This is a genomic window from Psychrobacter sp. 4Dc, from assembly GCF_002836715.1.
Lineage (GTDB): Bacteria > Pseudomonadota > Gammaproteobacteria > Pseudomonadales > Moraxellaceae > Psychrobacter.
In genome coordinates, this window is the sequence record NZ_PJAT01000093.1 from 1 (window position 1) to 21,643 (window position 21,643).

Here is a 21,643-nt window from a genome sequence, read left to right on the forward strand (position 1 = left end):
TGGGATATTAAAAAATATCGAATGAATGGTGTGGCCGGTAAGATAGTTTCAAAATAATTGGCTTATATACATATATTTGAAAATTATTCATTGCGACTATCTATAATATTACGAGTCTATAAATAGTGTTTATTGACCTCTGCTGTCAAATCTGTAGACATTAACTTGAGAGATTTTAATCAATAAATAGTCTGGTCTGGTCAGATCGATGTGAACCGCCCCGACTTTATCGGAGAGTGATTTACTTGAGTCAGGCAGCGATGCCTGACAGGGTTAAATTATCATAATACCGCTTTTCAAACTCAAAGGGTGACACATATCCAATCGTGCCATGTAAACGGGTTTTATTAAACCAGTCCACCCACTCAAGGGTTGCCAGTTCAACATCGTTCACACCAGTCCAGTTCTGCTTTAAATAGTCAATTACTTCAGATTTATAGAGTCCATTGACCGTTTCAGCCAGTGCATTGTCGTATGAATCACCTGTTGTACCAACAGAAGCAATCACGCCGCAGTCCGTCATCTTATCGGTATAGCGAATAGATAAGTACTGAACCCCTCGATCACTGTGATGAATCACATCTTTGGGATTGTTTCTATCTGTTATCGCTTGATTTAATGCTGCCATTACCAGATCAGCTCGACCCCATAAAGATGTTTATTGTCGTCGATGAATTGAATCATGATTTTAGTCAGCGGTCGAGCTCCGCCTGGGCGAAAAAAGCCGCAGCCTTTCTGATGATTTCATTAGCTTGCTTGAGCTCTTTATTCTCGCGTTCAAGCTCTTTGATGCGTTCTTTGTCGCTTTGCGCTTGCACTGAGGCAGGAATAGTTTGATCGATGTGTTTTTTATGCCATGATCGTAGGGTTTCAGGCGTACAGCCAATCTTAGGGGCAATGGCTTGAATGGCTGACCATGTAGAGGGATAGTCGTTTGCTGCTTCGATCAGCATGCGAACGGCGCGTTCTTTAATCTCAGGAGTGTAGGTTTGTCTTTTCATTGTCGTATTCTCTCAGAATGTTGAGTCTCCGACAATCTCGGGGCGGTTCAATGGGACTGTCTGTGGCTAGCAAGTACAAAAGATGAAAACTAAATGGGGTAGCTGCAATATCGAGCAATGGCGAATATTACTTAATCTTGAATTGGCTAAAAAGCCCTTCCCGGTTTAGAGTATATTATCGTGCATGAGTTATTACACTTTAAGGAACGATAGCACAACGATAGATTTAAAGCATTATTAGATACACACATATCTGACTGGAGATCGAGACGTGACTTACTTGATCGGTTGCCTGTAGGTCAAAATGACTGGCAACAGCGAGAGTAGTATCTTATTGTCTGATCAGATATATAGATTCGCTACTTTTAAGCTAGATATAGGCTGGCTTGAGATTTGTCAGATGCTAACCACCTCATTAGTGCGGTTATAAGAATATCAATATCATAAATTCATATACGATGTGACTGATTTTTATAGAAGTAAAAAAGGTTGCCAACACTATATTTTGCATAGTGTTAGCAACCTTTCTTTAATTGGTATTTTACTTAGTTGATGTGCTTAATATTGGGGTTTGTCAATACCGGGGTTTGATTGTTAAAAACGATACAACCTTAAGGTTCAGTTAAGGTTGCTCCTTTATCATGCTTCCATGATGTTAATCGTGCTAAAAGCTTTTAGCCATTTGGAGACAGCTGATGTCATTATCTATTGATAGCACTCATACCTTGCAGAATGTTCTAAATACGACCTTCTATATTGAAGCCGTTAAGCCAATGTCAATATTGGAGGTGCAAGGAATACCTTCATCCCTATATATACGCGCCAGCACTCAAATTCCAATAGCGACATCGCCTACTTCATATACTCAAAATCAAGATGCCCAAGCATTCATCAAACAAATATATGAGTACATCCATCACGCTAGATTAAGCTACTTTATGCCTATTTTGTTTTCAGGTTTTGCCGATATGCCATCCTATGGCGATTGGTTATCCGCTGACGATGATACTTTGCCCGCGTTTAAAGGCACGAGCGTTGCTATCGGTCTAAAATCTATCTGTGAAGATAAGATATTTTTAGAGCAGTATTTAAACACGCCAATACAAAATGAGATCAGTAGAGTAGCAGGCGAGCCAGTCAATCGTCAGCGCATTTTTGAGATTGGCAATTTAGCATCAGGTTGTGCTGGTAGCGCGCGGCTTATGATAGCATTTTTGGTGTTTTATTTATCTACCCCTACCCTGAATCCTACGACTCATGAATACCAAACCAAAGCAGACTGGGTAGTGTGTACTGGCACCGATGCTGTGCGACATATATTGGCGCATATGGGCATTCGCAGCCATGTTATTGCCAAGGCCACTGCAGAAGCGCTAGAAGACCCTGAGCAAGTATCATCATGGGGCCATTACTATCAGCACAACCCTTTGGTGGTCGCCATCAATGTGGCAGATGCTAAGCGGGTATGCGCCCCTCATTATCGCTATAACGAAACGTTAGAGATGAATTATGCCACTCGTTTGACGCTAAATAAGATAGCCGTTTAGCATCTACTTAACCCCTAACACTGCACAATTACAAGACAGTGAGAACAATATGAAACCCATTTATACCGCGATATGTGAGCATGCTCGCCAGTCACCCATGCAGGTGGCGATAAAAACCATAGACAATGATAAAACGATCAGTCTGACTTATGGCCAGCTCCAACGCAAGTTGTCAGCGCTTCATGAAACATTAGAGACATGGCAAGGCAAGCGTATCGCCTTATATGCGCATAATGATATAGATTGGGTGATACTCGATTTGGCACTGAGTTACGTCGGCGCAATCGTTGTGCCAATTCCATTATTTTTTAGTGCCTCGCAAATTGCCCATTTACTACAAGATGCACAGATAGAGATGGTATATGTTGGAGTAGGTTTAGCACTGCCAGTCATAGATAATATGGATCATTGGGTGATTGCTGATACGCCAGAAATAGAAGCTTTAAAGCTTGAGCAGTCGAATCATATCACAGGCAGATTTTATCAACTTACTGACAATACCCTCACCTCTCAAACGCCCCCTATTGCCAGCGATTTTTGCAAAGTCACTTACACCTCAGGCAGTACCGGTATGCCAAAAGGCGTATGTTTGGGTCAAGACACCTTAATGCGTATTGTCGAGTCTTTATCGGACGCGCTGGCTGATACGTTGGTAAACGATACCTCTAACACTTCACAAGTTACCGATACCACAAGCAATTTTGGTCATTTAAGTGTGTTGCCTTTTGCCACTTTATTAGAAAACGTGGCAGGCGTCTACGTGAGCCTATATATGGGGCGTACCTTGGTGACAGGGCAGATTGATCAATTTGGATTGTTATCCAATCAAGCATTTGACGCCGAGCGGCTGATAAAAATCGTACGAGCCCATGATATCGCCAGCGTTATTTTATTACCACAAATGCTAAAAGCAATTTGCGAGCACATGGTAGCCAATGAAAAATCCCAAATTTGCACAAGCACTAGTGGCGAGTGTACGCCTAGTACTACTTTGCCATCATTAAGATTTATGGCAGTCGGTGGCGGCAAAGTCTCCCCTCAATTACTACAAGAGGCTAATGCACTAAGCTTGCCTGTCTATGAGGGCTATGGCCTGTCTGAATGCGGCTCTGTGGTCAGTCTCAATACACCAAAAGCAAAGCGTGAAGGCAGTGTAGGCAAACCCATGCCTCATGCGTCAGTTAACATCGCAGATAGTGGCGAAGTAATGGTCAAAGGCAATGCGATGCAAGGCTACTTAAACCATGACAATAGCAACGAAGACAATGGCATCATTGCCACAGGGGATATCGGTCATCTAGATGACGACGGATATTTATACATTACGGGTCGACGCAAAAACGTGCTCATCAGTAGTTTTGGACGCAATATCTCTCCTGAATGGGTAGAAGCGCAGCTCCTAACGCAGCCTATTATTTATCAGGTAGCGGTACTCGGAGATGGTGAGCCTTATCTATCTGCGGTGATAGTCGCCAACCCTAACGCGGCATCAGCAGATAGCAGTGATTTACAATCTGCTATCAAACAAGCACTAGATATCGTAAACCAAACCTTGCCTGACTATGCTCGTATCAAACAGTGGCATCTAGCCGAGCTACCTTTCAGCACTGACAATGGATTATTAACCGATAACGGTAAATTGCGACGACTACAAATTCTTGAGACTTATAAATCAGCACTCGGCTTATAACGGACACTCTCACCAGCAGCACAACAGACTCTGTTACTAAGCTTTTAATAAAACATAGTAGGAAAAATGCCGTTGACCGTTTAGATAGTACATAAATAGACCAAACCTAAATAGATCCAAGCTAGCCGTTAGCCTACATATATTTTTACCACTTATCGTTATAGGACAGCATTATGCAAACCACTCTTATGCTAAATGATTTGATAAAAAGTGACGTTATCGAAATTGACACTCCTGAGGTACTAACCTCTCAAGTGTCTGCCAGCGTATCATTACCTAAGACCTCTGATATTTTAACGGCCTTAAAAACCCATGGTTGGATGTTACTTCGAGGTCATCACTACGATGTGGACACGTTTAGTCAGTTGATGAGTCAACTGTGTCAGACCTTAACCTATGATCCTGCCCGTCAAAACATCACTTCTGAAGCCCAAAAAGTGGACGCAGGTGCGCATGCTATTGGACTACATATCGAAAATGGCAATACGCCGATGCCACCTGATGTCATTGCCTTTTTTAGTGAGTTAAGCGCCAAAAAAGGCTCACAAACAACGATATGTGATGGATATGCTGTGTATCAAGCACTATCACCTGAGCTAAAAGCCACTTTTAGTCAGCCGATGCGTATCAGTCGCTATTTACCTCAAGCAATTTGGCAAAATTACGTGGCTACTGCGACCGGCAGAACTGATGCCGCTGATCAAATAAGCTTGGATGATTTAGATAAATTTATCGCTGCGACGACGAGCAAGACGTTAACGCATCATGTAGAGCCTCAGACAGATGGCGGCGTTCGGTACGTGTTACAGGTACCTGCTATCCGAGAGGACAACTTAAGCGGGCAGTTCGCCTTTGCAAACACATTACTTGGGCCATCATTTAACTATGAAAAACCTAAGTTCACCCTAGCGAATAGTCAAAGCGTTGATGATGAGCTAATAGCCAAGCTGACTCGAATCTGTGAAGTGCATACTCAAGAAATTGCGTGGCAAAATGGTGATGTGGTGATACTAGACAACAAACGCATCATGCATGGTCGTCGACAAATTGACGTGCCCTTAGCAGAGCGTAAGCTGTATATTGCGATGGGTCTTGGAATTAAGCATGGCATTAATCACTCAGACGATTAGCAACAGCGCATATCACTACAATCCGTGCTTCAATAATCCATGCTTTAATAATAATTGTTCAACAAGGATGCGATATCATGACACTACCTAATGGTCAATCAGCCCTAATACAGTCTACCCTGCAATACACCATACTAATTGGTGCCACGGGTGGTATCGGACAAGAGATCGCACGGCAATTATGTGCCAATAATCGACCGGTAATCTTGATCGGGCGTAACAATCAAACCTTGACGCATTTAGTGGATGAGTTGACCAAAGACTATCCTGATGTCCCGCTTCTGTCTCATACATGTGACTTAAGCTCGCAGGCGTCGCAATCGCTACTGTTAGAGGGGCTGGGTGAAATGACACAAGGCCATGGAAACGTCATTGATACTGTCATACTCAATGCAGGTATCAATGACTTTGCATTACTCACGGATCAAAGTGATGATACGATCGAACAGATGATGTTGGTCAATGTGGCGTATCCACTACAGCTCATAAAAAGACTACTGCCTATCTTGATAGCACAGCATAGTCCGAGCCAAATAATCAGTGTTGGCTCAACCTTTGGCAGTATTGGCTACCCAGGTTTTAGTGCTTATAGCGCTAGCAAGTTTGCCTTACGCGGCGCAAGTGAAGCGTTAGGCCGCGAGTATGCCGACACCTCAGTGAAGTTTCGATATTTTGCGCCTAGAGCCACCAAGACCACCATGAATAAAGATGCAGTCGTCGCCATGAATGAGGCATTGAAAGTGAAAATGGACTCGCCTAAGACCGTCGCAAAAGCGTTGATTCGCTTTATATCAACCAAGCAGGCGCATCAGCATTTGGGGTTTCCCGAGCGTTTTTTTGCATGGCTCAATCGACTGTTTCCCAACATTGTTGGCAATGCCATTGTCAAAGACCTACCCACCATCAAACAATACGCTAAAAAAGGACAGTAACCAGTTAGGTTGTCATGGAGTGAGTATGTTGTTAAATGGCCACGCCAAATAAGCGGCCAATCAATGAGGTTGCTACCATAGCTAGTACCCCCCAAACTACTACTCTAGTAGTAGCAGGAACAACAGGCGCACCGCCCAAACGAGCAGAGATGATCCCAAGTAGCATTAAGCCTACTATCGTCAAAGAGGCCAGTGACCAAACCAGTGTTTCCGCTGGTAATAGTAGTATCCCAATGATCGGTAGTATCGCCCCCGCTATAAATGATAGTCCAGAGGCAACTGATGCATGAATAGGCTTCGCTTCACTAAGATCCGTTAAGCCTATCTCATCACGAGCATGGGCCTCCAGGGCATTGTGCTCAGTCAAGCTTACGGCCACTTGATGTGCCAAATCATGCTCAAGTCCCCGCGCTTCATAAATTTTTGTGAGCTCTATTAGCTCACGCTCAGCATTATGCGTCAGCTCATGTCTCTCTTTATCGAGATCCGCCTTTTCGGTATCCGCTTGTGATGAGACAGAAATATACTCGCCAGCCGCCATCGACAACGCACCTGCGGTCAACGCGGCCATGCCAGTCAACAGCAATGTCTGACTGCTTGGACTGGCAGCCGCTACCCCAACCAATAAACTGGCTGTCGAAATCAAACCATCATTCGCACCCAGCACTGCTGCCCTCAACCAATGATTGCGATTGCTCAAATGTGCTTCGTCATGAATAGAATAATGATGCATAAAATCCTTAAAAGGTATAGACACGGATTGGTATATCCTAGTGTAGCTTATAATATCACTGCAGTTTATACCGCTTGATACTATAACGCTCCATACATAGTCATTTGAACGGTCAATCGAATTGCCAATTAAATAGTCACTTGACTTGTTTCATCATCAATAATCTATAGCTAGTCAATACAAAAACCAATGTCTGACTACTTGCATAAAATAACAGCAACGGTAATGCTCGACTGTCAGATCCCACCATAAACACATGGATGCTAATAAGCATATAAGCTGTAAAGGTCAAAAAGTGTAGCCATCGCCACACTGATTGACCAATATACTTCTTAATATAGAAACTGAATGCACAGATAAATAACAGCCAAAACCCCATCTGTCCCAATGCCACGCCCACCCGATCAGTCTGGAAACCAAAAGGTACTAAAATCTGCCATATATGCAGATTTAGATAGTTATCCGCCAATAAAATACCAGCATGAAAAGCGGCAAAGCCTACCGCTATCAGACTTAAATACTGATGCAAGGCAAATACCCTAGCCGCATTAAAATGCTTTCCTAAGCGTGTACTCAGTAATAAACCAAAAACCACTGCCAGCCAAAATAAAGCATAAGCAATCACACCACTTGCCCGTGATAAATACCAAAAATGCTTATCTGTGGCGGTCAGTAGTTGTGAGACCGTCTCTCCCCACATCAATAGCATGTAGCTGCCGACTCCGATGGCAATACTCAAAATCAATACAATCCACATAACCTGAACAAGAAGCGACGTATTAGAAGTAGCCTGGCTGTGAGTAAGATTGTCTGTATGCATGACGATACTCCTATGAATGCATCTACTTAATATATTGGTATCTGGCGTATAGAGCGTGAGTCGTTAGACGGCAACCAAGTTGGGCTCACTCAAATTTGGCTCAATAGCAATGGACGATATCACGTTGTTATTCGTATCAATTAAGAGCGCCGCAATATGATGCTGGTTCAGCCATGTTATTGCTTCTGTAACGCCGAGGAGCACACAATATTTTGCGTATACCTCTGCTGTTACAGTATCCGCAGCCATGACCGTTGCTGTCAGGACATCACTGATAGCCGGACGGGAATAATGAGGGTGAATTAAATGATGCTGCCAACGACCTTTATGCCACCAGCGCCGATAATCTTGCCCAGAAGTGGCGACAGCACCAGATCTCAAAGTAAGAATTGCGACATCTTGGTCGTTTTGCATATGCTCGCCATTAGCACAGTAAGGTTTAGCAATTGCCACGCCCCAAACAATTGGACTGTCTATTGCATTATCTAGGGCTTGGCTTCTTGGGACACCGATTGCTATATCACCGCCCATATCTACCAAACAAGGGAGTTGCCAGTCATGACTTCGACTAATCTGCTCAGCTAATTGCATGGCACACCAGCCTTTGACATAACCATTCAAATCAAGTGCTATTCCAGCGGGCAGGTAGATCTGATGCTGACCATCAACCAATCGGCGACACTGAATACTGTCTATTTGCTGATTAGGATTGTTAGCATTGGGTTGAGCTTGTAAGTATGTGGCGGCATTTGAGCCAGAGTTTGAGGTAATTACGGGTATAGATGGCGTAGACATTTTTGGCAAGGTTTCAAATGACTGCCTATAACCAGCAGCCCAGAGCGGTTTGAGTAAGGTTGGGGTTATGAGACCTTGAGTTTCTACAACAAAATATATGGCGCGACCTAAGACCTCAAACAACTCTGCACTTACCTCCCTCCATTGGTCGGTATGATTATTAAGTCTCATGAGCTCACTGGTTTCATCGAAACGACTAAATATATGCTCCCAGCGTGCTAAACGCTGCTGAGTTTCACTTTTTAACAAAGAAATTTGGTGATCTATTATTTCCTGCGAGTGCTGTGTGCCAATCTTGGTAATGTTTAACGTTATTTGAATGTGGCAACCCATCGCCGCCAGTTTCAGAGTCGCCAATTTTGTCGTGTTCTTACTCATCAGAAGACTCCATTTTTTGCGATAGGGTATAAGCTCAATAATTACTCATCTTTGCTTATTTATTGATTTGCTGGTTATTGAGAAGAACGCGTACGGGCGACGACTGTTATTGCCTCTACAGGAGCAGCTTCATTGACCTGCCTCAGCTGTGTGATGTCAACAATGGGTATTGATGCAGCAGCTAGCTCACCACTCCCAGAATCTGTAGTATTTACAGTGACGGCGCTCACAGATGGGCTGTCTGTCTCTTGATTGAGTAAAAATAACCATCCACCCATCGTGCCTGCAATCGATGCAATCATGATACTGCTTTTAAGAAAGGCGAACGGATCAGCTTTTTTACTCGTCTTATTAGCAGGTTTCTTTGGAGTTGCTTGGGCCGTTGATTGTGTATTAGTCATCATAATCATCTTCCTCCTCATGGTGTTTGTAGCTCGTTGCGATTAGATGATCACTCTTTTTGTAATCCTCGTCACGGTATTTGCCGACTTTTTCATTTTCGTCCCTGTCGTCATCATGATGCTCATCTCGATCATCTTCATCGTAGTCTTCATAAAAATTCTCAACACGATAATTATTGGTCGCTACCGGATTTAGAACCGTGCCTAAATTGGCGTCAATATAAGTGGCGCTATTATCTAATAGCACTTCATAAGCGACCTTACCGTTATAGTTGATGAGCTCTGGATTGGCCTGCAATATCGCATTGGGTGCGTCTTGTTTTGCCAGTGCTGTCGCTTGCGCAGGACTAAGCGCAGCAAGAGGTAACTGCTGCACCGATGAGGATGATGCGTTAGGTGTGATGTCAGCATTTTGAGTGATGGGATCAGCTACTGATAAAGTACTAGCAGGTTCGGGAGACTGCACGGCTAAGGCAATAACCCCACCAAAGAATACTAAGGAAGTCGCACCGACAGTTAATAATAGTGGTTTTAAGAGCGGTAGGCTCACAGGTTGTACTCCATATAATGTTATTAGGGAATACGAGTAGCATACGCACCGAATATTAACTCAAGCTTAAGACAGTATGATTTATTTTTTTACAATGGTTTTGAGAGTACGTTTTTACTTCTTACCGTTACCACAAAGCCTGTTTCTGGTTGAGGGTGGTTGGCAAATGCTAAGGTGAGGTTGTGCAGATCTGCGATTCGATTGGCGATTGACAGTCCTAGCCCACTGCCTATTTGAGTTTGACCGGCTGGGCGATAGAAGCGTTCGCTCAGGCGTGCTAGCTGTTCTGGTTCTACGCCCAAGCCATTATCCACCACTTTGATACTATCAGTATCCAACTGCAGTTCGATCTGGCAGCCCTCTGGGCAATAGCGAATGGCATTGTCTAGTAAGTTACGGATTAATAGTTTAAATAATACTGGATTGATAAGAATGGGCAAAATATCGGCAGGATTGTCACAGTGTACGGTGCGTTTTAATTGAATGTGTTTTTCACGCGCCAAGCGGTTGACGTCACTCAGCACAGTATCGGTGAGCATCAGCCAGTCTGGACGTTCTAATTGCTCAGGGGGCAACTGCTGTTGCGGCTCTATTTTGGCTAAAACCAATAATTGATCGACCAAATGGGTGGCACGCTCGATACCATCGCTAATTTTTAGCGTGTGATAAAACAGTTGACTGTCGTTTTCTATACCCGACAGCTGTAACAGCTGCTGCTGTAACAAGTCTGCTTGTAGTTTTAGCGCAGCCAGTGGACTACGCAGCTCATGAGAAGCATCAGCAGTAAAGCGTTGTTCACGTGCCAAAGTATCTGCCACTTTCACAAACAACACGTTTAAAGCGGTCACTAAAGGCTGAATCTCTTGTGGGACGTCTGCTGTGATCGGATGATCGTCTTGCAGCTTGCGCTGTTCCACTTCGGCGCTGATTTGACTTAATGGCATCAGTCCGTGTCGTATCAATCCGATAGTCAAGATCATCAAGGAAAGCAGCCCAATTAACATCGGCAGCACTTGTACAGACATCGCTTCAACAATCATTTCTCGGCGAGAATCAAGATTTTGGCCAATCGCAATCACACGCCCTTCGTGCATATCATCGCTATGATAGTCATCGTGCGCATAAAACAACCGCCAACGTTTGCTAAAGGGATTCAGACGCTGATAAGCAGAGTTGTATTCTTCTATAAAACCACGCTGATCTGGCAGGAAAGAAAACGACTGTCCGTTTTCATCAGCCATTAATAGTCGTCCCTCTTTATCCCAAATAGCAAAGCCCATATAGTCATCTTCCGCATCACCAAGATCCCCTGACAGCTCTTTACTTTTTAAATTATATATTTTGGCAGCATGTTCGCTCTTCTGTTTATGATGATCGTCGTCATCGTCTTCTTGATCACTATTTTCTGAATCTCCAGTTTTTGGAATCCCGTCTTTGGAATCTACCTCTTTTAAGTCACTGTCATCAGCCGAGATACCCATCAAGTAACGAACCACTTGGGTGATTTGCGTGTCATTCATTTCATTGATTTCGTGCCACAACCGCCAAGCAATAAAGCTCGACGTGACAAGCCATAGCAAGGGCAGACCAATGAGTAAGGAGATGAACAGTCGCTGCTGGATACTTTTCATAAGCTCACATGTTGCTCATATATTGTTCGTATGTTGAAAGCCAAATTGACTATAAATATATTAATGGTTATGTGCTGGATTGAGGTAGTAGCCGATACCGCGTTTGGTTAAAATAAAGTCATTGCCCAACTTTTTGCGTAAATGATGAATATGTACTTCAATCGCATTACTCTCAATATCCTGTTGCCAGCCATAGAGTTTGTCCTCTAAGCTCGCTCGGCTATGTATCTGTTTGGGATGGGTCAGCATTTGCTCTAGTATCGCCACTTCTTTGATGGTCAGCTCAACGACTTGCCCTTGATAAGAAACCTGATGATTATGAGGCCAATAAGCGACGTCACCATAACGAATCTCAGGTTGGCTCCGTCCCTGACTACGCCGTATCAATGCTTGCAGACGGGCAACCACCTCATCTAGTGCAAATGGCTTGACCAAGTAATCATCGGCGCCCGCATTGAGTCCCGCCACGCGATTGGCAATGGCATCACGAGCAGTAATGATCAGCACTGGTGTGTCTAACTGTTTGTATCGCCAATTTTGTAGCACCGTCATGCCATCCCCTCTTGGCAACGTCAAATCAAGTAGCACCGCGTCAAACATATCCTCTTGCAGTGCCATCTCACCTTGCCTAGCATCACTAAACCAATCAACCATCATGCCATGGCTCTTTAGCCCAACAACGAGGCCTTCAGCAATATTGCTATCGTCTTCTATTAATAGTATGCGTGCCATGACTGTCCTATTACGTTATGTATCCTGCTATCTTGTTTTTATTGTGGGCGACGCGTCGTCACCGTTTTATTACCCGTTATCATCGACTTGATCAGATTTTGCCGTTCCCAATAGCTCATGGCAATTGCAGAGATAATATGCAACGGCACCAGCAAGTATAAACTATTGGCTAGTATTCCATGGATTTCTTCAAGGATATCTTTACTACCGAAAATTTTGGCTTCCATCAGATAACCACTGATGCCCAATCCTATAATCACGGCCCATAACGACAGCATCATAATAGCAGCCAGTGGATTATGACCCAAATGCTGCTCATCTGTACGGCGGATACTTAAATCAGATAGGTGGTGTTTAATACGAGACGGCGTGGGGAAAAAGTTACTAAAGCGTGCATAACGTGTACCCACAAATCCCCAAAGTAGACGGATAACCACTAGCCCTACCACGGTATAACCGACATATTGATGCAGCTCACTGCCTTCTTCGGTAAAAAGCAAATTAGCAGTGATACCAGCCGCGACGGCCCAGTGAGTCACTCTGACCAAAATATCCCAAACTCGTACTTTCTGAGTTTTAGGAATGTTTGATAACAATATATCAGACTCGTGGGTCGGATTCGTTGTACTGTTTTGGTTCATGGTCATCACTCCCCTAATAGTTCGTTTGTTTTTTGACGATATAATTGCTAAACATCAAACCTAGGCGAGATACCGCTAGTAGGCTAGACGTTACATCATCTGCTCTACTGCTATTACAACAAACAAACCTTAAGGCTAGCTTAGGAAGCTAAAAACCAAACACTCATATAGTGAGTAATATGTCATGACATTTCTAGGTGGTGATAAAAAATACCGTTTAAAATACCGTTGCTAGCAACATTATTTTTTAAACGGCACAATATTAGAATAAAAGCTGAGACGAATCCAATAATTAATTTATCGTAGTTCGCCTTTAAAGCGTTTACGCACCTGATGCAAGTACAGAGCCGGTGCGACTCGCTACAGTAAGCTGCCAAGGTGCGAAACAGGTTCAGGCAATATCCAGCGTTTGCGTCGCTGCAAACCTTGATCGATCCGTTCGGCCATCCCTTCAGTACTGCGCATACTCCGGCAATCCTCCCGATAAATAAGAACGCTTAGAAATAGAGATTAACTGCTAAACTATCAGCAGAAGAACCCTATGAAAAAGATCCGCTTTAGCGACAACCAAATCGTCAACATCTTAAAGCAAGCAGAGCAAGGTGTCCCTATCACTGAGCTATGCCGTGACCACAATATTGGACAAAGCACCTTTTATAACTGGCGTTCTAAATACGGCGGTATGGATGCCTCTTTAATCTCACGTCTTAAAGAGCTTGAAATTGAGAACGCTCGACTAAAGAAGATGTATGCCGATGAATGTCTTAAATCTGACATATTACAGAATGTCATGTCAAAAAAATGGTAGCGCCATCAAGGCGCCGTGAGATGGCTTGTCACTACCTTGAAGAGCGTTTTATTAGCATACGCAGGGCTTGCCATATCTTTAACATCAGCGTCACTTGCTACTATCATAAGTCAGTTGCCTCTGATGAAAACAAGCTAATAGCGGATTTATTAATAGATCTGACGCAGAAGAATAAGAATTGGGGCTTTGGATTATGCTTTTTAAGTCTGTATAACTTTCTGGGGTTGCCCTACAACCACAAACGCGTCGTGTATCGCATCTACTGCGATCTTGAATTGAACCTTAGAATCAAGCCCAAGCGCCGTATTAAACGTGACAAACCCATACCTCTAGCAGTACCTGATAGTATCAATCAAAGCTGAAGCATGGACTTTATGCCTGATGCGCTAACCGTTGAGATTGACTTTTCACTACCTGCTCAAAGAGTGATACGCGGTCTGAATCAGCTGATTGAATATCGAGGCAAGCCTGATCAAGTGAGATGTGACAACGGTCCTGAGTACATTAGTAATGCACTCAAAGACTGGGCACTAGAGCAAGATATTGCTATCAGATATATTGAGCCTGGTCATCCACAGCAAAATGCTTATGTAGAGCGCTATAATAGAACGATGCGGTATGATTGGTTAAACCAAGAGCTGTTTACTACTTTAGCTCAAGTCAGAGAACAAGCAGAACACTGGTTGTACCACTACAATAACGAGCGCCCGAACATGGGCAATGGCGGCTTTACGCCAATGCAGAAACTATTTCACGCAGCTTAATTCTATTAGATTAGTGTCTTAGGTTTGGGTGGGTTACCACTTGAATTAAACTTAGAATAGGTATGCCAATAACTAGTTCTGAATGAGCTGGTTCAGGCATTTCTGTTATTCGTGATGTTGAGGCATATTTATTTGATATAAGGCAAGGTACGGTAAAACGTACTATTTAGGCTTGGAAAACTATGGCTGCACCTAAGGTCTATTCATCATCGGATTACTCAGACAGTTGATTAAAAACCTACTCCTACACTAAATATTTGTATTTTTGATCTGTTTCTCAGCGACTGCAATGTACTAGCCAGAACATAACTGCTTAGGTGATGATGACTTCGCTATCGAGGGACTGAAAATCTGATTATAATGAACGTATAAACTTACTTTTAAATATTAAAAACATAAAAAAAAGGTTGCCAATGCTATACCAAATATAGCCTCGGTAACCTTTTTTAATTTGGCATTTTACTTAGGTGATATTGTTAATATTGGGGTTTGAATTTCAGGCAAGTTGTTTCCAAGCAGAGCTGAAGTTGAATCCCTCTCTTCAAGATAGTATGGAACAAATACAGGAAGATTTAGAACGGACTAGAATATTAGGATATGCCGTCACTCATGATGAGGTTGGCAGTCAAGTCAGCAGTATCGCCACGCCTATTCTCAACCTACGTAATGAGGCCGTCGCGGCAATTAGTGCCGGAATTGTCGGTAAAACATTAAATCCACAAGATGCGCGTAACTACTCAAAAAACATGGTTCAGGCAGCGAGACAACTATCAGCTAGGATTGTCTGACTTATAATATCCATTATTAAATAAAATGAACATAAGACTTCTTGCAAAAGTCAGATATTAAGCTCGAAATTTACCAGTCCTGCGAACAGCTTCATTCTTAAGTCATAACGTTGACGTCGATTACGGTAGCGTTCAGCCACAATTTTGAATAGCTTAATCAGACCTATTTTATGCTCAACCAGAATACGAAATTTTGATAGATATTGATTGGCCTGTTTACAAAGCGCTAACAGCTCACCGCCCTTTGGTTTCTTAAAGGGGATAAAGGTCTGATCATGTAGCTTTGCTATACCTTGGTAACCACTGTCTGCTAGGTAGCTGGTATTTCTAGGCAGCCAATCAGGACAAGTTTGTTTATAAAGACTAAAGTCATGTACTGAACCGTTGCAGGTTTGCACATCCAATATCAGTCCTGTTTGCCAATGTACGATGACTTGCGCTTTTAAGGTATGTTGTTTCTTTTTTCCACTGTAGTACTGTTTTTGGTTTTTTTTGGCCGTTCAATGGGCGTTTCGGTGGCATCAATGATGACCGCTGACCAATTGACATCCTTAGGCTTACCGTGTGGCAGTTTTCGTGGCAAATCAAATCTGCCTGAGTGTATAAGGATGTCTTCTACTTTTCTGACAATGCGACTGGCAGAGGACTCATGAACGTTGAAGTCCACACCAATATGATAAAGGGTTCGGTATTCAGGCCAATAGGTCAGTGCTAGTAAAATCTGCGCCTCTAAGCTAAGCTCACTTGGACGACCTGATTTGGTCTTGGAAGCTTCATGCTCTTGCATGGCTTCTAGCATTTGCTCAAAAGTGGCTTTGTGGATGCCGGTATAACGTTTAAAACCTGCATCACTCTGTTCAAGTAGTTTGGCTATATTTGGCATATCTATTGAATATTTAGGGGTCAGTTATATTCTTTGAGGTTTGAAGCTACTTTTGCAAGAGGTCTATAATTAATCAGGACTGACTTGCCTGAGCCACTCTGTAAAGCGGATCACCTTAGCAAGCCCTTGGCGTTCAGCTTTGATATCGAGCCAGTAACCATAAGGGCCGCTCACTTCAATCTGACTAAAAGGTACCAACGTACCCATTTTGAGCTCATGACTGATCATTCTCTTATCTACAATAGCAAATCCGGCACCATTAATAGCAGCATTGCTGACCTGATCTAATGTGCTGAATTCCATTCCTCCATTGACATCCGCCTCTCCTGTCAAACCCGCTGCTTGTAGCCAGTTTTCCCATACTGGTAGCCGCTGTCCTTCGTGAAGTATGTGTAATAAATTGCCGTTTAGCTGCTTAGCTTGCTCTAGCAAATGAGGCGCGCATACGGCCACGTGTTGCTCTAGCATAATCAATTCACTGTAGTGATTGGGCCGAGCAGTACGTCCAAAACGTATATGGCAGTCAAAAATATTATGTTCACTGTCATTATTGTGGATAGATAGCTGTAATTCAGGAGAATGAATATGAAAATCAGCAAGTCTTGGCGCGAGCCAGCGAGTCGCAAATGTTGGCGGGAATAATAACGTGAGTTTTTGACGTTGATTGGGGTCTCTTAACTCTTGAACGGCCGTTTCCATCAGATTAAAAGACTGCTCAAGCTTGCTTAATAGCTGTTGACCGGCTGCTGTTAGCTCTAATCGATGATGACGACGCACGAACAGAGGAACGCCCAGATAGTCCTCTAAGTGTTTAATTTGTCTGCTTACGGCGCTTTGAGTGACATTCAGCTGACTGGCGGCCTTAGTAAAGCTCAGGCATTTTCCTGCTGTTTCAAAAACACGTAACGATGTCAGTGCGGGCAATGAACGCATAAAGTGACCTTAAGCAAAGCTATATTGAGAGTTTGATTATGTAGCATCATAAGCAATTCGTAGTTTTTGGCTTATTATATTCCACTATGAAATAATAATACTACGCTACTTTCTCAAAAACGGCTATTCCTAAGTATTCTAGCCACTTGCTGTTTTGTTCACGATAATATCCGTATCAGCCCTCATTAGGGCGTGTTGAACAGTCACAAACTATTAAACACAAAAAGGCCTGAATATATCAGGCCTTAAAACAAAACTATTTCAGAAGGGTGAGTCCCACAGCATGGCTGCGAAACTTATAATCATTAACGCTTAGCGACTAACCGTCACCAAAGTAAACCCACACACCTTTGGTTTTGGTATAAGAAGACAACGAATGAATGGCCATCTCTTTACCCCAACCACTCTGACGGAAACCACCAAACGGTGCAGCAAGTCCATAACAGCCGTAATGGTTGATAAATAACATACCTGCATCAATCTGCTCTGCAACACGATGAGCGCGAGACACGTCACTGGTATACAGACCTGCAGCTAACCCATAGGCAGTGGCATTGGCCATCTCTACCGCTTCTTCGGTCGTATGGAATCGAGTACAGCACAATACAGGACCAAAGATTTCTTCTTGTGCAATGCGTGAGTCTTGGCTAACTTCAGAGAAAATAGTAGGTCGAATGAAATACCCATTGGCATTGTCGCCCTCGGTATCTGCATAACCACCAGCGACAAGCTTGGCTTCTTTTTTACCGATTTCTATGTATTCTAAAATTTTATTGAACTGTGCTTCGTTACATTGTGGCCCTTGAGTGACTGTTTCATCAAACTGATTGCCACACCTCACAGCATTAGCCTTTACGATTAACTTATCAACCACTTGGTCATAAAGACTGTCATGAATCAAAAAGCGAGTCGGCTCTGAACACTTCTCACCTTTATGGGAGAACATGACAGTAAAGGCACGGTCAATCGCACCATCTAGGTCTGGTGTATCTTCAAAGAAGATACAAGGTGACTTACCACCTAGCTCTAAAGTGGCAGACTTAAGATTAGAGAGTCCTGAGTTCTGTACGATTTTACGGCCAACGTCAGTACTACCTGTGAAAGAAACTTTGTGTACGTTGTCGCTCAAGGTAAGCTGATTTGCCATTTCGCCATTGGTTAATAGCATGTTGATCACACCTTTAGGAAAATCTAGATGCTCATCGATCAGTTCTACCAAAAAAATGCTCGTTAATGGGGTATATTCTGATGGCTTGATGATGACAGGATTACCCATAGATAAAGCGGCGGCTAACTTTAAGCTGGTCTGATATAAAGGAAAGTTCCAAGGTGCTATCAGTGCGCAAACCCCTATTGGCTCTTTTATCGTATAGTTTAAAAAACCATCTTCAACAGGTGAAGTTTCGCCATAAAATTTATCCGTCCAGCCAGCGTAGTATTCAAAAATATCAGCACAAGTCGGAATATCATCTACCATAGACTCAGAAAACAGCTTACCATTAGGTAAAGACTCCAGTACTGATAACTTTTCTGTGTTATCGCGAATCAACTGGGCGATCTGACGCAGCATATTGGCGCGCTGTGGGCGGCTAATTTTTGCCCATACGCCCGACTCATGACACTGGTTAGCCATAGTCGCTGTGTATTCAACCTGATCTGCATCAGCTATCTCAAAACTGCATAGTGCTTCACGATTTGCAGGGTTGGTGACGACCCACTTTACATCGCTTGCACCATCGACCCATTCACCATTAATATACTGACGTTTAGGACTGGTGAGCCAGTTATAAGCCCAAGATAAAGGGATATTTTCGTTAGAATTCATGTGATGCTCCATGTTTTATTTAAGTGACTTTCCGTTATAACGTGGTTTTTCATGATAGAGAGCATTTTCGCTGCTATCTTCACGATTACTAATGAGTCTGAAGGAACACTGGTTGAGTCGCAATTGGCATTAGCGCATAGTGTTGTGCAAAAAACTCATCCTTCTGATCGTATTTTATTTTTCTAAATACGTTCTAATCTTTTCTAGGTCTCCGCCTGTTTCTTTGTAGACACGTGCGGTAAATGAATAACCATGGGTTTTTTTAAGATGCATCAGTGTGGGGATAAGCGTGTTGACGTTAGCGTTATTACGCTTTATATCTGGCGCCATACCAGACAGACAATGCTGATCAAACGCCTGCATGCCACTGGTCAGTACTGACATTGCATCGAGCAAGTTACTAATGATAATAGACTGCCAAGGACTATAGTCTAACTCACCGTGGTCTTGCGTCATCTGAACCGCATAACAATGCCCACAAGCTTGCATAGCGCACTGCACCAAGTATTCAGGGATAGTTGGATTTATTTTTCCTGGCATGGCTGAAGAACCAGGTTGCACAGCAGGTAGTATAATCTCACCAAAACCTGTCTCTGGCCCTGATGCCATCAGCCGAAAATCTTTCGCAATGCGTAACAGTGCTCTTGCAAGTTGATCTAAATCGGCAGCCACTTTCGCTAAATCATCATAACTTTGAGACGCATCAAAAAAATTATCGGTGTGCACAAAACGATCTGATGCTTCCATCTCATTTATATTGCCGATTATTTTGTCAAAAAATGCATCAGAGCAATCTCCTTTGCGGCCAATAATATTGCCACCCAAATTAATCTTGTAAAGCTCATCGATACTATTGTCTAACCGTTGCTTTTGACGCTTAAGCTGCGCGCGATAGCCTCCAAACATATCGGAGAAACTGATATCGACCGCGTCTTGTAAGCATGTACGAGAAAGCTTTAACACCTCTTTCCACTTATCAGCTTGCACCTCAAAAGTGTCAATCAACCCTTGCAATGTCCCCGTTAATTCTTTTCTCTTATCAATCACTGCTAAATGACAAGCAGTGTTCAAAACATCACTTGTCGAGTTGTTGAGATTGACATGATCATTGGGATGTATGGGGTAATAACTGCCAAGCGGCTGATTGAAGGTATCGTGGTTCGCGACGTTAGCAATAACCTCATTTAGATTCATATTGCTAGAAACGCCGCCGCCGCCATGAAAAGAATGCACCTGAAATTGCTCCACGGGCATTTTTTCAAGTAGATAGTCAACAGTAGCCACAACAGCTTGACCCATCTCAGCGTCGATTTCTTTTGTTTCTATATTGATTAAAGCCGCCAGTTTTTTTACCTTTAGCAACCCATGTAACAGCTCAGGATAAGCCGCCAAAGGTTTTTCACCATTTAAGGGATATAACCGTATGGCCCTCTGTGTCTGTACGCCATATAAAGCGTTGATTGGGACCTCAAGACAACCAATCGAGTCTTCTTCGACGCGATACTGATACTCCGACATTTTTAGATATCCTTGATTGATTGCAATTGTCAGTTTGGAGAGTCAAACGAGATGTCTGCCACTAAAGACTGCTTAGTCGTCTGTCCTCTCCATAGCTTTTAAAGTCCAACACATCTAAACTACTTGATCCATAAAAGTTAATTTTTCTGGGCGAGCAACACGTGGAATGCGCTTGCCTGACGTATAGTCGTTTATCAGGTCGCAAGGTGTGTAGTTACGCTCAAGCTCATATATCTCTTCAACAGTAAGTTTCATCTCAACGGCTGCCACTGCACTATTAAACTGCGCCACTGTGTCGGCGCCAACCAACATAGAAGACACTTCAGGTTTATTTAAAACCCAAGCCTGTGCTACTTGTGCAGGTAAGCAGCCACGCGCATTGGCAATTTTGGCCACTGAATGTGCGATATCTTTAGAAGCCTGATCGTTGTACATCTCTGCAGTAAAGAAGTCCGTCTGATTGCGAGTTGATTGCAAGTCACTGGTTAAGATACCGCGCGCTAAAGGACTGAAAACCGACACACCAATGCCCTGATCCATACAGAACGGAATCATTTCTCGCTCTTCTTCTCGGTACGCACAGTTCAATTGCAACTGCATATTGATTGGACGTGCCCAACCATTTTTATCGCAAACTTGTAGTATTTTGGCCAGCTGCCAAGTGTACATAGTTGAAACACCGATATATCGTGCCTTGCCTGCTAATACGATGTCGTTCAGTGCTGCCATTGTTTCTTCTACTGGGGTTTCAGTATCAAAGTAGTGCAGCATATAGATATCGACATAATCCATGCCCATACGCTTTAATGAGTTATCAATGGCATTGAAAATGTTTTTTCGTGAATGCCCTTGTGCATTGATGTCATTGCTCATGGCATATCCCACTTTAGTGGTGATAACCAAGTCATCTCTACGAGCGATACGGCGCAATACATTACACACGACCTCTTCACCAGCGCCAAGAGAGTAAAAGTCGGCTAAATCGATGAAGTTAACACCCATATCGAGCGCATGTGCAATGATCGGCTCACTTTCTTTTTCGTTAAAGATCCAAGGTTTCCATTCTTTTGAACCCATATTCATGGTGCCAAGACAAAGGCGAGATACTTTTAGGCCAGACTGTCCGAGTTTGACGTATTGCAT

The 21,643-nt window shown here is 43.2% G+C and carries 21 protein-coding genes, 2 pseudogenes and 1 other annotated feature; of the genes and pseudogenes, 8 read left to right on the forward strand and 15 right to left on the reverse strand.

Annotated elements, in window-relative coordinates:
• Positions 1-250 precede the first annotated feature (250 nt).
• Positions 251-1,001 (reverse strand): annotated as a pseudogene (locus tag CXF61_RS07100) (transposase).
• Positions 612-726 (reverse strand) — a sequence feature (AL1L pseudoknot). (Overlaps the previous pseudogene by 115 nt.)
• A gap of 82 nt (positions 1,002-1,083) precedes the next feature.
• On the opposite strand from CXF61_RS07100, the gene CXF61_RS14255 reads away from it, so the two are divergent.
• The 5 genes from CXF61_RS14255 to CXF61_RS07125 all read left to right on the forward strand — a co-directional run bounded on the left by CXF61_RS14255 (position 1,084) and on the right by CXF61_RS07125 (position 6,300).
• On the forward strand, positions 1,084-1,170 hold the full coding sequence (locus CXF61_RS14255; RefSeq protein ID WP_240990549.1) for a DUF45 domain-containing protein: 87 nt from the start codon (positions 1,084-1,086) through the stop codon (positions 1,168-1,170).
• A 526-nt stretch (positions 1,171-1,696) separates the two neighbouring features.
• Entirely contained in the window at positions 1,697-2,548 is an 852-nt protein-coding gene (locus CXF61_RS07110) for a thermostable hemolysin (RefSeq protein WP_165597699.1), read from the forward strand.
• Positions 2,549-2,597: 49 nt separating this feature from the next.
• Positions 2,598-4,238, forward strand: a complete 1,641-nt coding sequence (locus CXF61_RS07115) for an AMP-binding protein (RefSeq protein ID WP_165597700.1) — start codon at positions 2,598-2,600, stop codon at positions 4,236-4,238.
• A 173-nt stretch (positions 4,239-4,411) separates the two neighbouring features.
• Entirely contained in the window at positions 4,412-5,368 is a 957-nt protein-coding gene (locus CXF61_RS07120) for a TauD/TfdA family dioxygenase (protein ID WP_025653054.1), read from the forward strand.
• Positions 5,369-5,445: 77 nt separating this feature from the next.
• Complete coding sequence (locus CXF61_RS07125; protein ID WP_165597701.1) at positions 5,446-6,300, forward strand: SDR family oxidoreductase; 855 nt, start codon at positions 5,446-5,448, stop codon at positions 6,298-6,300.
• A gap of 31 nt (positions 6,301-6,331) precedes the next feature.
• Here CXF61_RS07125 and CXF61_RS07130 read toward each other — a convergent pair whose 3' ends face one another.
• The 8 genes from CXF61_RS07130 to CXF61_RS07165 form a co-directional block, all read right to left on the reverse strand.
• A complete protein-coding gene (locus CXF61_RS07130; RefSeq protein ID WP_025653056.1) occupies positions 6,332-7,033 on the reverse strand; it encodes a VIT1/CCC1 transporter family protein in 702 nt (233 codons plus the stop codon).
• A 136-nt stretch (positions 7,034-7,169) separates the two neighbouring features.
• Positions 7,170-7,853 (reverse strand): ferric reductase-like transmembrane domain-containing protein, encoded by a 684-nt coding sequence (locus tag CXF61_RS07135; protein WP_025653057.1) that lies wholly within the window; start codon positions 7,851-7,853, stop codon positions 7,170-7,172.
• Between the two features lie 63 nt (positions 7,854-7,916).
• Entirely contained in the window at positions 7,917-9,026 is a 1,110-nt protein-coding gene (locus CXF61_RS07140) for an FAD:protein FMN transferase (RefSeq protein ID WP_160022937.1), read from the reverse strand.
• A gap of 74 nt (positions 9,027-9,100) precedes the next feature.
• On the reverse strand, positions 9,101-9,430 hold the full coding sequence (locus CXF61_RS07145) for a hypothetical protein (protein ID WP_227502415.1): 330 nt from the start codon (positions 9,428-9,430) through the stop codon (positions 9,101-9,103).
• Positions 9,420-9,977: a PepSY domain-containing protein gene (locus tag CXF61_RS07150; RefSeq protein ID WP_025653060.1), complete on the reverse strand. Its 558-nt coding sequence runs from the start codon at positions 9,975-9,977 to the stop codon at positions 9,420-9,422. The genes CXF61_RS07145 and CXF61_RS07150 overlap by 11 nt, the downstream gene beginning before the upstream one ends.
• Positions 9,978-10,066: 89 nt before the next feature.
• A complete protein-coding gene (locus tag CXF61_RS07155) occupies positions 10,067-11,608 on the reverse strand; it encodes an ATP-binding protein (protein WP_101211071.1) in 1,542 nt (513 codons plus the stop codon).
• A 60-nt stretch (positions 11,609-11,668) separates the two neighbouring features.
• The gene (locus CXF61_RS07160; protein ID WP_101211070.1) at positions 11,669-12,340 is read right to left on the reverse strand and encodes a response regulator; all 672 of its coding nucleotides are present in this window, start codon (positions 12,338-12,340) and stop codon (positions 11,669-11,671) included.
• 38 nt (positions 12,341-12,378) lie between these two features.
• A complete protein-coding gene (locus CXF61_RS07165; RefSeq protein ID WP_101211069.1) occupies positions 12,379-12,981 on the reverse strand; it encodes a cytochrome b/b6 domain-containing protein in 603 nt (200 codons plus the stop codon).
• A 541-nt stretch (positions 12,982-13,522) separates the two neighbouring features.
• Between CXF61_RS07165 and CXF61_RS07170 the strand changes: the two are divergent.
• Positions 13,523-14,553: pseudogene (locus tag CXF61_RS07170) on the forward strand (integrase core domain-containing protein).
• 551 nt (positions 14,554-15,104) lie between these two features.
• A complete protein-coding gene (locus CXF61_RS07175) occupies positions 15,105-15,341 on the forward strand; it encodes an IclR family transcriptional regulator domain-containing protein (protein WP_165597702.1) in 237 nt (78 codons plus the stop codon).
• 50 nt (positions 15,342-15,391) lie between these two features.
• Here the strand turns inward: CXF61_RS07175 and CXF61_RS07180 are convergent, their stop codons facing one another.
• The 4 genes from CXF61_RS07180 to CXF61_RS07195 all read right to left on the reverse strand — a co-directional run bounded on the left by CXF61_RS07180 (position 15,392) and on the right by CXF61_RS07195 (position 18,982).
• Complete coding sequence (locus tag CXF61_RS07180; RefSeq protein ID WP_264755676.1) at positions 15,392-15,772, reverse strand: transposase family protein; 381 nt, start codon at positions 15,770-15,772, stop codon at positions 15,392-15,394.
• 11 nt (positions 15,773-15,783) lie between these two features.
• Entirely contained in the window at positions 15,784-16,224 is a 441-nt protein-coding gene (locus CXF61_RS07185) for a transposase family protein (RefSeq protein WP_165597704.1), read from the reverse strand.
• 69 nt (positions 16,225-16,293) lie between these two features.
• Entirely contained in the window at positions 16,294-17,157 is an 864-nt protein-coding gene (locus tag CXF61_RS07190; RefSeq protein WP_165597705.1) for a LysR family transcriptional regulator, read from the reverse strand.
• A 319-nt stretch (positions 17,158-17,476) separates the two neighbouring features.
• Positions 17,477-18,982 (reverse strand): aldehyde dehydrogenase family protein, encoded by a 1,506-nt coding sequence (locus tag CXF61_RS07195; protein WP_165597706.1) that lies wholly within the window; start codon positions 18,980-18,982, stop codon positions 17,477-17,479.
• Positions 18,983-19,033: 51 nt separating this feature from the next.
• Here CXF61_RS07195 and CXF61_RS14260 point away from each other — a divergent pair, with 51 nt between their 5' ends.
• The gene (locus CXF61_RS14260) at positions 19,034-19,168 is read left to right on the forward strand and encodes a hypothetical protein (RefSeq protein WP_264755675.1); all 135 of its coding nucleotides are present in this window, start codon (positions 19,034-19,036) and stop codon (positions 19,166-19,168) included.
• Here the strand turns inward: CXF61_RS14260 and CXF61_RS07200 are convergent.
• Both CXF61_RS07200 and CXF61_RS07205 read right to left on the reverse strand, forming a co-directional pair.
• On the reverse strand, positions 19,157-20,500 hold the full coding sequence (locus CXF61_RS07200; RefSeq protein ID WP_165597707.1) for a lyase family protein: 1,344 nt from the start codon (positions 20,498-20,500) through the stop codon (positions 19,157-19,159). The genes CXF61_RS14260 and CXF61_RS07200 overlap by 12 nt on opposite strands.
• A gap of 114 nt (positions 20,501-20,614) precedes the next feature.
• On the reverse strand, positions 20,615-21,643 hold the full coding sequence (locus CXF61_RS07205) for an aldo/keto reductase (protein WP_165597708.1): 1,029 nt from the start codon (positions 21,641-21,643) through the stop codon (positions 20,615-20,617).